Here is a 12,265-nt window from a genome sequence, read left to right on the forward strand (position 1 = left end):
ATGATAAACTATGCCCCCAAAACTGACTTATCGCGAGTAAATCTATGAAAATCGGCATCATTGGCGCAATGGAAGAAGAAGTTACGCTGCTGCGTGACAAAATTGACAACCGTCAGACGATTACGCTGGGCGGCTGCGAAATTTACACTGGCCAGTTGAACGGCACCGAAGTGGCGTTGCTGAAATCCGGTATCGGTAAAGTCGCGGCGGCGCTGGGCGCAACGTTGCTTCTGGAGCACTGCAAGCCGGACGTGATCATCAATACCGGTTCCGCAGGCGGTCTGGCGTCCACGCTGAAGGTCGGCGATATCGTCGTCTCTGACGAAGCGCGTTACCACGACGCTGATGTGACCGCTTTCGGCTATGAATACGGGCAATTACCGGGCTGTCCGGCCGGATTTAAGGCCGATGACAAACTGATCGCCGCCGCGGAATCCTGCATCAGGGAGTTGAATCTGAACGCGGTACGCGGCCTTATTGTTAGCGGCGACGCGTTTATTAACGGCTCCGTCGGGCTGGCGAAAATTCGGCATAACTTCCCCGACGCGGTCGCCGTAGAGATGGAAGCCACCGCTATCGCCCACGTCTGCTATAACTTCAACGTGCCGTTCGTGGTGGTACGCGCTATTTCTGACGTGGCCGATCAGCAATCGCACCTCAGCTTTGACGAATTCCTCGCGGTGGCGGCGAAACAGTCGACTCTGATGGTCGAAACGCTGGTACAGAAACTGGCGCATGGTTAAGCAAATGTTCAGGGCGCTGGTCGCCCTGCTGCTTACGCTCCCGGTGTGGCTTTACGCTGCGCCGCGCGTCATTACCCTCTCTCCCGCCAATACGGAGCTTGCTTTTGCCGCCGGGATTACGCCCGTTGGCGTCAGCAGCTATTCCGACTACCCGCCCGAAGCGCAAAAAATAGAACAGGTCTCTACCTGGCAGGGAATGAATCTGGAACGCATTGTGGCGCTGAAGCCGGATCTGGTCGTCGCCTGGCGCGGCGGTAATGCGGAACGCCAGGTAAACCAACTGACGTCATTAGGTATTAAGGTCATGTGGGTAGACGCGGTAAGCATCGAACAGATCGCCGACACGCTCCGTCAACTGGCCGCCTGGAGCCCGCAGCCGGAAAAGGCTCAGCAGGCAGCGCAGACATTGCTAAACGAGTACGCCGCGCTCAACGCCGAGTATGCCGGTAAAGCTAAAAAGCGCGTCTTTCTTCAGTTTGGCATGAATCCTCTGTTTACCAGCGGTAAAGGGTCTATTCAACATCAGGTTTTGACGACCTGCGGCGGAGAAAACGTCTTTGCTGACAGCCGCGTGCCGTGGCCGCAAGTCAGCCGTGAGCAGGTGCTGGCAAGGCATCCTCAGGCCATTATCGTGGCCGGAAAAGCGGGCGAAATTCTCAAAATTGAACAATACTGGGGAAACCTGTTAAAAATTCCGGTTATTCCGCTTAACAGCGACTGGTTTGAACGCGCAAGCCCGCGTATTATCCTCGCCGCAAAACAACTCTGTAATGCGCTTTCACAGGTGAATTAGAGCCTGTCTTACCAGGCTCCCAGTGGGGATTCGACAATGCTCGTCTATTGGCTGGATATTGTAGGCACGGCTGTATTTGCTATCTCTGGCGTGTTGCTGGCCGGGAAATTACGTATGGACCCGTTCGGCGTCCTGGTGCTCGGCGTCGTTACTGCCGTCGGCGGCGGGACAATCCGCGATATGGCGCTGGATAACGGCCCGGTATTCTGGGTTAAAGATCCTACCGATCTGGTCGTCGCCATGGTCACCAGTATGCTGACCATCCTGCTGGTTCGCCAGCCAAGACGTCTACCGAAATGGATGTTGCCGGTACTGGATGCGGTCGGGCTGGCGGTGTTTGTCGGCATTGGGGTGAATAAAGCCTTCCTCGCTGAAACGGGGCCATTAGTGGCTGTCTGTATGGGCGTGATTACCGGCGTCGGCGGCGGGATTATTCGCGATGTTCTGGCACGCGAGATCCCCATGATCCTACGCACCGAAATCTATGCCACGGCCTGTATTATCGGCGGGATTGTTCACGCCACCGCGTTTTATACGTTTTCAGTACCGCTGGAAAGCGCCAGCATGATGGGTATGGTCGTCACGCTGTTCATTCGGCTGGCGGCCATTCGCTGGCATTTGAAATTGCCGACGTTTGCACTGGATGAAAACGGACGTTGATATTGTTTTGCCCGATGGCGCTACGCTTATCGGGCCTGGAACATCTTTCCTGTAGGCCGGATAAGACGCTCGCGTCGCCATCCGGCACAACGAACAGCAATCAAATGCTGAAGGAAGAGCCACACCCGCAGGTACTTTTCGCATTCGGGTTGGTTACAATGAAGCGGGAACCTTCCAGGCCTTCGGTATAATCGACCGAACCACCCACCAGATACTGCAAACTCATCGGGTCAACCACCAGGCCAACGCCCTGTTTTTCGATGGTCATATCCCCTTCGTTAACCTGATCGTCAAAGGTAAAACCATACTGGAAGCCGCTGCAACCACCGCCGGTGATATACACGCGCAGTTTCAGATTCGGGTTATCTTCGTCAGCGATAAGACTTTTTACTTTATTCGCTGCTGCGTCGGTAAACTGCAGCGGCAGCGCTACGTCATCACTCATATTTTGCTCCAAACGACATCGGTAATTGGATAAATTTTCACCCAATATTGGCAGTCATTATCTAATACCCTGGTAATTCGTTCAAGTATTCTCGCCCGCAGGCGCATTCTGGCTTTTCGCCGCCTGTTCCGCATCCTGCTTCGCCAGAGTGCGCGCCAGGATGGTTGAGTATAACGGTTTCCCGCCCAAAAACTGGGCTAATAGTGTCGCGCCAAGACAGGTGATAATCATTGGCAAAATGAGCTGGTAGTTATCAGTCATCTCCAGCACCAGCACAATCCCCGTCAGCGGGGCGCGCACCGACGCCGCCATCAGCGCCCCCATCCCGGCAATCGCAAAGGTACCGGCCTCCAGGTGATACTGCGGGAAAAGCACTGCCGCCGCCATACCGAAGGCCGTACCAAGCAGCGTTCCCAACGCCAGCATCGGGGCGAAAATGCCCCCCGGCGCGCCGGAAGAAAAGCAAAGCAGCGTCGTGACAACCCGGGCAATAAAGATGAACAGCAGTAGCCCGACGCTAAAATTACCTGCCGCGGCGATAGGAATAAGGTTAAACCCGCCGCCTGCCGCTTCCGGCTCAATCAACCCCAGAATACCGCACAGGCCGCCGATCGCGCCGCCCATAAGCACCCATTTTTTAATTTCGCCGCCATGAAAGCGCTGAAACATATCCTGGGTACGCAGCACCAACGAATTAAATACCGGCCCGACGCAGCCAAAAATAATACCGAGGATAAGGTATAACCACAGCGTGTTAACCGGCGCATCAGACAGTTTGCCGACTTCAATAATCGGCGCTTCGCCGTTAAATATGCGGAACACAATGCTCGACATGATGACGCCGGTAAACACCGCTTTAATCGAAATCAGGTTGTAGCGAAACTGCGGGCGCATCTCTTCAATAATAAACAGGATACCCGCCAGCGGCGCGTTAAACGCCGCAGAGAGCCCCGCCGCCGCGCCGGTCGCCAGCAACGTATGCCGCGCTTCGGCGCTGCGCATACGAAAAACATCCAGCACCATGCGCCCCAGGTTGCCCCCGATTTGCACCGTTGGCCCTTCGCGCCCTAATACCATTCCTGCGCCCAACGTTCCCATCCCGCCGATAAACTTCACCGGCAACACGCGCCACCAGCGTACCGGACGTAGCTCCTCCAGCGCGCCTTCAATTTCCGGGATACCCGAGCCGCCGGCTTCCGGCGCAAATTTTCGCACCAAAAAGTAGCCGACCATCGCCAGTAACGCCGAAAGGATAAAGGCCAGCGGCCAAAGCAAAAACGCATGGTCCGCGACCTGAACCAGCGCGCCAATGCGCATGTTTTGTACCCAGGAAACGGCCTTTTCAAAGGCGACGCCAACCAGTCCGGTAAGCGTGCCGACAACGGCCGCCATGAACAGGATGGCCAGCGGCGTTTTATCCCGCTGCATTAACCGGCGAATCTGATCTCTGCGCCGTAAACGCACAATTTGCTGAGCTAAAAAGGTGGAAGTGTCTGTTTTCATCAGAAGATCATTAATTGGTAATACAAATCTAAAGTCGGCATTCTACTCGCCAACGCCGCGAAAATCCCCTGCAAATCGTATTGTTTCAAATGCGTAAAACTTTCATAACCTTCTCTGAATAACTTAGAATAGCGGGTATTCACTTTTTCTACGAACCAGGAATCTTTCCATGAGTAAGTCTGAAAATCTCTATAGCGCGGCCCGCGAGCTGATCCCCGGCGGCGTGAACTCCCCTGTTCGCGCCTTCACTGGCGTGGGCGGCACCCCGCTGTTTATCGAAAAAGCGGACGGCGCGTATCTTTATGATGTCGATGGCAAAGCGTATATCGACTATGTCGGTTCCTGGGGGCCAATGGTACTGGGGCATAACCATCCGGCTATCCGCAATGCGGTGATCGAAGCTGCGGAGCGCGGTTTAAGCTTCGGCGCGCCAACCGAAATGGAAGTGAAAATGGCGGAACTGGTCACCAACCTGGTGCCGACCATGGACATGGTGCGCATGGTGAACTCCGGCACCGAAGCGACCATGAGCGCTATTCGCCTGGCGCGTGGTTTTACTGGCCGCGATAAGATTATCAAATTCGAAGGCTGCTACCACGGCCACGCAGACTGCCTGCTGGTCAAAGCCGGTTCTGGCGCGCTGACGCTCGGTCAGCCAAACTCGCCGGGCGTGCCGGCAGATTTCGCGAAACATACGCTGACCTGCACTTATAACGATTTGGCGTCAGTGCGCGCGGCGTTTGAACAATATCCGCAGGAAATCGCCTGTATCATCGTCGAACCCGTGGCGGGCAATATGAACTGCGTCCCGCCGCTGCCGGAATTCCTGCCAGGTCTGCGCGCCTTGTGCGATGAGTTCGGCGCGCTGCTGATTATCGACGAAGTGATGACCGGTTTTCGCGTAGCGCTGGCCGGAGCCCAGGATTACTACGGCGTCGTGCCTGACCTGACCTGTCTGGGTAAAATCATCGGCGGCGGGATGCCGGTAGGCGCGTTTGGCGGTCGTCGCGATGTAATGGATGCGCTGGCGCCGACGGGCCCGGTTTACCAGGCGGGCACCCTTTCCGGCAACCCGATTGCGATGGCGGCCGGTTTCGCCTGCCTGAATGAAGTCGCCCAGCCCGGCATTCATGAAACGCTGGATGAGCTCACCACCCGTCTGGCGGAAGGTTTGCTGGAAGCTGCCGAAGAAGCGAATATTCCGCTGGTGGTTAACCATGTCGGCGGCATGTTCGGGATTTTCTTCACCGACGCTGAGAGCGTAACCTGCTATCAGGACGTGATGGCGTGCAACGTGGAACGCTTTAAGCGTTTCTTCCACCTGATGCTGGAGGAAGGCGTGTATCTGGCGCCATCGGCGTTTGAGGCGGGCTTTATGTCGGTCGCACACAGCATGGACGACATTAATAATACTATTGACGCCGCGCGTCGGGTGTTTGCGAAATTGTAAAAGAGAACGTCCAAAAACAACGTAGGCCGGGTAAGGCGAAGCCGCCACCCGGCTTTTTTTTGGTTCATCGCAGGTTAGCCTGAACCGCACCAGACAACCTAAAGCTCATCAATAATATACTGAAAGCTACAGGTCGACGTGAACTGCCCGGAGCCAATGTTGCGGGTGTTCACCGCTACATTAATGTCATGAAGCTCAACATCGGTTATCGGATGATCAACGGCGCTGGTCGTGACGCTCGACTGGTCGCAGCCCAGCACATTGAGCGTAATACCCGATGAGACAAAACGGCAATAAGCGCCACGGTCGTCAAATTTGCTGCCATCGCAAAGTTTTCCGCCCTCCATCAAATAGGTATGTAACGTGCGATTCACCGTGCCACCGGTGGCATCAAGCATGAGGGTTGTTTTCTGTTTCGAAACGTTCGCATCCCAGGAGATATCAAAAGTATCAACGGGAACTTTCGGGCAAACTGAACTGCGCGTATCCGGCGGAGAATACGTTTCGTTAGTGATAAAAGCGGTAGCAACGATATGGCTCGACGCCAGCCAGGGGCAACCATAATCATCGCTTTGTACCGTAATCTGCAGGGTAAAAGAGCCACACCCCCTCCAGTTCGAGGGAAGATTCTTGCACGCAGATCGCGAAACAGTGTTATCAAAATCCTTCAATACAACCTTCGGCGCAGGTTCTGGCCCAGACCAGGAGTTGGCGGGTAGCGTATCTCCTTTACGATGTCCCCCAAGGTTCCAGGAGCCATAGTATATTCCCTCCGGAGTCGCTATCGTCACCTCCGCCACAATAGATTTGTCGCTATTAGGGCCAATACCATAATACATCGTGGTGCTTGAAAATGTCGCTTTCAGCATGGGTCCCGCCGCTATTGAACGGCAACAAACGACCGCCAACAGTAAAAATAAAATCTGTATGTTTCTCATCATAAATACTCAAAGGTAACTAGTGCGCTTGCGAAGAACGTTCCCGGAACCAGATCTTCGCCAGGAAGGCGTTGTACCCAGGCATTCAGGCTTAGCGCGTTATTCCCCGTCACCAGCGTGAATATCGCACCCTCTTCATCGTTCATGCCCACGGGAACGCCAGATAACGTTTCAATACCAATCCCGATCCCGGAAGCACCTGAATGGCTATCGATGGCCAGGATACCGCGCATTCCGGTCGCTTCGGTTCCAGTGAAAGACACCTGCACCCCGTTACTCAGCGCCGAATCGCAATCCGTGAGTTCAAACACCAAAGGCTTACGAGCAGACTGGCCGTCGGGAGTGAAATCAGAACTGTCAAGCGACGAAAAATTGACTTCGGCAATCCCCGCCCCCTGCATCGTGAGCGTGCAAGGACTGGCCACCAGGCTACCGGAAAAATGCAGGTTATCTGCCGCTGAGACCGGCAATATCAGCGCCCCACAGAGGATGCAGGCCGCGCCGTGTAATAACGCCTGTCTTTTAGCCATTACTGATAATCCACCTGTAATGTTGCCGTCGCATCGAAGCCGCCTTCTTTCAGCGAAGCACCGCTCTTTTTAACCGGTATGGCTTTCAGAACAGGTATCGATTGTTCATTCACCGTAATGGTGGACCCCAACGTAAAGGGTTGATCGTTCTGCCTGAGTTCAATCCCCAGCCCCGCCACGCTGGTGTTTACCGCCGCCGGATTAAAATCACTCACGGAACCGCTTAGCGTCAGGGTCATCGCCATCGTCTCATCGCGCACCGTTGAATCACAGGTGATCTCATACGGAACATTCTGCGCATAACGCGTACCATCTATTTTATTAATCAGCAGGTTACCGAACTCAACGTCGATCGTCTGATCATTGTTAATCGTACAATTCGGCGGTGAAATTAATGTGCCGTGAAACTTAAGGTTCTCAGCCGACTGCGCGGCAAAACTGCTGCTTATTAACACTATCAAAGCCATTTTTTTCATTGGTAATCCACCACCAGCGTGGCGCCTGCGTTAAACGCGCCACCTGTTAACGTTACGCCATTATTTTTGACGGGAATTGCCTCAATGGCCGGACCGCTGCCACCGCTGTATTGAAATGACAACCATTGCGTATTGCCGGGTGAAATCAGCGCGCCATCCATGGCGGTTTGCAGACGGATACCCAATCCATCGACATCGGTTTGCAATACCGACTCGCCATTGATAGTCACCGCATTCCCCTGAATCTGTAACTTCAGGTAATCGCTCACTCTGCCGTTACAGCTCAGGCGATAGCCCACCGCCTGCCGGTAATTCACCCCGTCCACTTTCGTCGTCAACACATTGCCAAATTCCACCTCACCGCCGGTCACAGTACAGGGCGGCGCGGCATTAACGACTATCGTCAGCGTCATGTTGACCGTCTTACTTCCTGCTGCCAGCGGCATACTGACCGCACTCAGCATGGCCGCACACGTTACCGTGCCCAGCCGTAACCGCCATTGCCTCATCTTGCGTCTCCTTGTCGGTTACGACTTTCTGCTTTTTGCTTCATCTACCGCACAACTGTTGTCAGTACAGTTAAAAATCAGCGGTAACCGCGCGCCATAATCGTTGACGTAAGTCAGCACAGGCGAGCGACCTAATTCACTGGCGTCTCCTCCCAGCGTCACGTTGCTTTTTGGTGCAATCACTAAAGGGCTAAAGCCTCTGGCCGGTGTGCCGTCCATGCGGCTGCTGGCGTTGCTTAACACCACGTAGTAACCGGTCGGATTGCTCACCTGATAGCCATTGCCCTGACGCTGAAGGGTGATCTTGTATTGCCAGGGATGCTGCATATCGATTTTCGATAGCGCCTGCGGGCGGTAAAAAACTTTGATGCGCGTTTGCAGGGCGATTTGCAGCGTGTTGGGCTTGTCGCTTTGCGGCGGAATTTCGCGCACGTTGTAATAAAAAAGGGTTTCCCGATCCTTGGGGAGCGACGCCAGCGCCGGCATCCCCTGAATTTTGACCTGTCCGATTGCCGACGGCTCAATGCGCTGGACCGGTGGGACGACGATTAAAGGCGAGGTGATTTTGGCGCCCTTCTCATCTTCCACCCAGGACTGCGCCAGATAGGGCAGTTTGCTGTTGGCGTTTTTCAGATCGACGCTTATCGATTTATCTTCGCCGCGAAACACCAGGCGGGTGCGATCGGGCGCGATGGCGGCCTGGGCGCTACCGTAGCCGCCCAGCAAAAGCAGCAAAACAGCGGCCAGGTTATAACGTTTTAATGGCATCATGAATGCGATTTCCTGAATCAATGTGTTGGATAACGAGAAGAGAGCGCTTCGGGTTGCGTTGAAGACGTCAGCCGCTGCGTATGAAGCTGGAGTAATGGTTTCTCTTCGGGCTGCGTTGCCTTAGGTGATGAAGCGTCGCCGATGCACGGCAGCAGCAGGCCGCTAAACAGATCGCCCGGCAGCGGATCGGGTAACGCCGCTTCACACTGCGTTTTACCTTCCCATGTCACCTGCAACCGCTCGCCGGGGTTAATGCCGATCAGATAAACGCTGCCGTCTTCACCTACGATCCCTAACTGTTGCTGGCGACTGTTGTAAACCTCCGCGCCGAAGGGCGGCGTGCCGCCATCACGCAGGCGGATACTGGCCATGGCTTTTTTACCACTGAGCACCTCCATGCGGCGATAACCGATCGCCCCTTCCGTCAGGGTCGCCTGAGCAATGGAGAGGGTTGCTTCCGCGTCTTCCGGCAACTGGGTAATGTCGATTTTCACCTGGTTGCGGTAGTAGTCGTTGACGTCGACAATGACGGCTTTACCAAACGCGTTGGTATATACCGGCGTGCTGTAACCGGAGATGGGTACGTTCGCTTCATCGCCGACATCCACCAGCAGCCGCGAGCCGCCGTTGACGCTGGTGCGGTGCAGCGCCCCGCCTTTAGCAGTCAGCGTCGCGCCGCCCTGGATGTTCAGCCCGCCGGAGGTATAGTCGCCTTCCTGATAGTTCGCACTGACGTCAATGTCGGCATAGCTCGCTTGATGACGGTAATAGCCGTCGAGAGTCGCGCCGTTATCCGCGCGGCCAGCGTTGATCTGGTAGTTATTGCGATCGTCAATGCGCTCGTAATAGCCGACCTGATTGCTGTTGTTGTCATCGCTAAAGGAGCCGTTGTAGCTCAGCGTGCGGTTGTTGCCCCACGGAATACTGAGCGAGACGTACACGCCGTCATCACGCTCATTGTCATATTCGTTGCGAAAACCGTTCACCGACAGACTGATCCCGCGCACCTCGCCGACATCGAAATAGTGCGACAGCGTCAGGTTATAGCTGTCCTGGTTGGGTTGATTCCAGTAGGTGCGATGGGTGTAGTTGATATAGGCGTTGACGTTTATTGCCGAAAAGTTCTGGCTGTACGTCAGGGTATACATCTCTTTATCGTGGCCGGTACGCTGACGATCGTTATCGTCATTATGCGTATCGATAAACTCGTCCATCGTCATGTAGTTTTCTTCGGAAAAGCGATAACCAGCAAACGTCAGACGGCTGTCTATATCATCAAAATCTTTAGCGTAGCTGGCACGGAACGAGTTACCCTGAATGGTGCCGTCGCCGTAGGCGCTACCCTCTGGCAGCGCCGCACGGGAATGGGTGACATCGACGGAAAACGCGCCCAGCAGCGCCAGATCGCGCCCCAGTCCTAACGCCAGCGCCTGATAATCCTGCTCGCCGATGGCGCCGCCGTACAGCGACCAGCCGTTAGCGATCCCCCAGGAGGCTTCGGCTGAGGTGAAAAAGCCGCCTTCCATATTGTGATCCCAGTCCTGCGGTCGCCCGGCTGCCAACTTGTAGCGCACCTGGCCGGGACGGGTCAGAAACGGAATGGAGGCGGTGCTGACGTCATATTCCTGCACCTGACCGCTTTGTTCTTCAATTTTGACGTGTAGATCGCCGGATACCGTTTCATTAATATCCTGAATGCGAAACGGCCCTGCCGGGACCTGCGACTCATAAATCACCCGCCCGCGCTGGGTCACGGTGACTTTGGCGTTGGTGCGCGCCACGCCTGATATATCCGGGGCGTAGCCGCGCAGATTAGGCGGTAACATCTGATCGTCGGTGATAAGGCTGCCGCCAACATAGTTAAAGCCGTCAAAAATATCGGATTCCAGCGATCCTTCGCCCAGCGTTAGCTGCGCCCGGAGCTGTGGGATCGCCCGCCAGGCGTAATAGCGGTTCCAGTCCCAGTTCTGTTCGGAACTGGAGCCAAAGTTGTCTTTATCTTCGCTGTCATTTTCGTGACGATAGTTAGCCTGCCAGTCCGCGCGCAAACGCCACGCGCCGAGGTTGGCGCCCACCGTGCCGTTGCCGCTGATGTCATATTCATCGCCGTCATCATGTTCAGCATGTCGCCACTGGCTGTTAACGTTGTAGTCAAATAACACGCCGGGAATCCCTTCATCCCAGCGGGAAGGTGGATCCCACTCTTCATCGCTGTATTCCAGATACGCCTGCGGAATAATCACCGTCAGCGTTGACTGGCTTAAATCCGTTTGGGTTTCCATCCCTTCCAGTTGATCTGGTTGCAGACACTGACCGGCATTTATCCAGATCATTTTATCTGCTATTTCAGGTTTTAACCCCAGCAGCGATACCAGTTCAGGCGATAAACAGGGATAGGTGTTATCAGGATCGTTATTATCAACGGAATACGTAATAATATTATCCTGGGCAATTTGACTCTGATTGACCAGCACCTGAAGATGATAGCTCCCCGACATAATGTAGCCTTTACGGGAAAAACGGGAGAGATCCAGGCTGGCATCATCTTTAACATCAAGAAATCGGGTATTAAATTGAATGGGCGCTTCCGCATAGCTATTTTCCAGACCGACAGCCAGAACAATACCCACCACGGCCGCAAGCGTGCTCAGACGAAATTTTTTATAGTGAGCCATCAGACAATCTATCCCTGAAATATATAATCTATTTTTTTACTTTGAGCATTATCCTGCGGCAGACTGCCGCAGGATAATATTTCACTTACAGATAGCTGATCGTGAAGTTTACGGTGCTGCTGAATTCGCCGGTATCGATAGTGGTGGCAGCGGAATCGCCTTTCACCCAGGCTTTGAAGTTAAGAGTCTGTTTCGCCGCCGCAACGCTGCCGTTCATCGTCAGGTTTTCGCTGTAAGCGTCGCCCAATTTGATCGCGGAACCCAAGTGGTTGCCGATAACAATGCTGGAACCCGCCATTTCGCCGCCGCCGATGCGCATCAGCGCAACGCTGCCCGGATTAGCGCTGGATTCGTTACCGATGGCAGAGAAAACGGTAGACGCTTCTTTCTCAGTGGTGAATGCGCAGTTTTCCAGACCGATATGGAAATCGACTTTTGAAGATTCTTTACCGCCCATCAGAGAACCGGTACCGATATGGCCCAGGTTAACGGTCTGGTGTTCGTCGCCAACCACAATTGAACACGGTGAATCTTCAATAGTACCGGTAAAAGTAACCGTACCAGTATTACTGCCCGCAGCATTGGCAAAGCTGGAAACACCCATAACCAGTGCGGCAGCAACCGCAGCTTTTACTGCTGTATTCATTTTTCATCCTTATTAAAAGTTGGTGAGTATTTTTACGCTATTCACACGGAGCTATACTCAATACCCCATGTTTATATGGGTAGATATATATTATATGACGAGTTATGAAATTCCCGATGCAACATT

General features: G+C 54.3%; 13 protein-coding genes. 4 read left to right on the plus strand and 9 right to left on the minus strand.

Annotated elements, in window-relative coordinates; translation table 11 throughout:
• Positions 1–44 precede the first annotated feature (44 nt).
• The 3 genes from mtnN to EOS98_RS18180 are packed head-to-tail and all read left to right on the plus strand — an operon-like array spanning position 45 to position 2,196.
• Positions 45–743, plus strand: a complete 699-nt coding sequence (mtnN, locus tag EOS98_RS18170) for a 5'-methylthioadenosine/S-adenosylhomocysteine nucleosidase (protein WP_000689822.1) — start codon at positions 45–47, stop codon at positions 741–743.
• Positions 736–1,536, plus strand: coding sequence for a vitamin B12 ABC transporter substrate-binding protein BtuF (gene btuF / locus EOS98_RS18175; protein WP_000240674.1), 801 nt, complete (start codon positions 736–738; stop codon positions 1,534–1,536). Before mtnN ends, btuF begins: the two co-directional genes overlap by 8 nt.
• Before the next feature lie 36 nt (positions 1,537–1,572).
• A complete protein-coding gene (locus EOS98_RS18180; protein WP_000964234.1) occupies positions 1,573–2,196 on the plus strand; it encodes a TRIC cation channel family protein in 624 nt (207 codons plus the stop codon).
• A gap of 100 nt (positions 2,197–2,296) precedes the next feature.
• Here EOS98_RS18180 and erpA read toward each other — a convergent pair whose 3' ends face one another.
• Together erpA and clcA are read right to left on the minus strand one after the other, a co-directional pair.
• Complete coding sequence (gene erpA, locus EOS98_RS18185) at positions 2,297–2,641, minus strand: iron-sulfur cluster insertion protein ErpA (RefSeq protein WP_001278668.1); 345 nt, start codon at positions 2,639–2,641, stop codon at positions 2,297–2,299.
• A gap of 81 nt (positions 2,642–2,722) precedes the next feature.
• Positions 2,723–4,144: a H(+)/Cl(-) exchange transporter ClcA gene (gene clcA / locus EOS98_RS18190; RefSeq protein WP_000845429.1), complete on the minus strand. Its 1,422-nt coding sequence runs from the start codon at positions 4,142–4,144 to the stop codon at positions 2,723–2,725.
• A gap of 169 nt (positions 4,145–4,313) precedes the next feature.
• Between clcA and hemL the strand changes: the two genes are divergently transcribed.
• On the plus strand, positions 4,314–5,594 hold the full coding sequence (gene hemL / locus EOS98_RS18195; protein WP_039590357.1) for a glutamate-1-semialdehyde 2,1-aminomutase: 1,281 nt from the start codon (positions 4,314–4,316) through the stop codon (positions 5,592–5,594).
• Positions 5,595–5,692: 98 nt separating this feature from the next.
• Here the strand turns inward: hemL and stfH are convergent, their stop codons facing one another.
• From stfH to stfA, 7 genes are all read right to left on the minus strand, one after another.
• Positions 5,693–6,532, minus strand: a complete 840-nt coding sequence (stfH, locus tag EOS98_RS18200; RefSeq protein WP_126524441.1) for a fimbrial adhesin StfH — start codon at positions 6,530–6,532, stop codon at positions 5,693–5,695.
• Complete coding sequence (locus EOS98_RS18205) at positions 6,532–7,062, minus strand: fimbrial protein (RefSeq protein WP_126524269.1); 531 nt, start codon at positions 7,060–7,062, stop codon at positions 6,532–6,534. The genes stfH and EOS98_RS18205 overlap by 1 nt, the downstream gene beginning before the upstream one ends.
• Entirely contained in the window at positions 7,062–7,538 is a 477-nt protein-coding gene (gene stfF, locus EOS98_RS18210; RefSeq protein WP_000737993.1) for a fimbrial minor subunit StfF, read from the minus strand. The genes EOS98_RS18205 and stfF overlap by 1 nt, the downstream gene beginning before the upstream one ends.
• A complete protein-coding gene (locus EOS98_RS18215) occupies positions 7,535–8,047 on the minus strand; it encodes a fimbrial protein (RefSeq protein WP_001250312.1) in 513 nt (170 codons plus the stop codon). The genes stfF and EOS98_RS18215 overlap by 4 nt, the downstream gene beginning before the upstream one ends.
• Positions 8,048–8,065: 18 nt before the next feature.
• Positions 8,066–8,818, minus strand: a complete 753-nt coding sequence (gene stfD / locus EOS98_RS18220; RefSeq protein WP_079971713.1) for a fimbrial chaperone StfD — start codon at positions 8,816–8,818, stop codon at positions 8,066–8,068.
• A gap of 17 nt (positions 8,819–8,835) precedes the next feature.
• A complete protein-coding gene (locus tag EOS98_RS18225; protein WP_127821192.1) occupies positions 8,836–11,493 on the minus strand; it encodes a fimbrial biogenesis outer membrane usher protein in 2,658 nt (885 codons plus the stop codon).
• Positions 11,494–11,578: 85 nt separating this feature from the next.
• The gene (gene stfA, locus EOS98_RS18230; protein ID WP_001090554.1) at positions 11,579–12,139 is read right to left on the minus strand and encodes a fimbrial major subunit StfA; all 561 of its coding nucleotides are present in this window, start codon (positions 12,137–12,139) and stop codon (positions 11,579–11,581) included.
• Positions 12,140–12,265: the final 126 nt, after the last annotated feature.

Source organism: Salmonella sp. SSDFZ69, from assembly GCF_004010755.1.
In the GTDB taxonomy this organism is placed as follows: Bacteria; Pseudomonadota; Gammaproteobacteria; order Enterobacterales; family Enterobacteriaceae; genus Salmonella; species Salmonella enterica.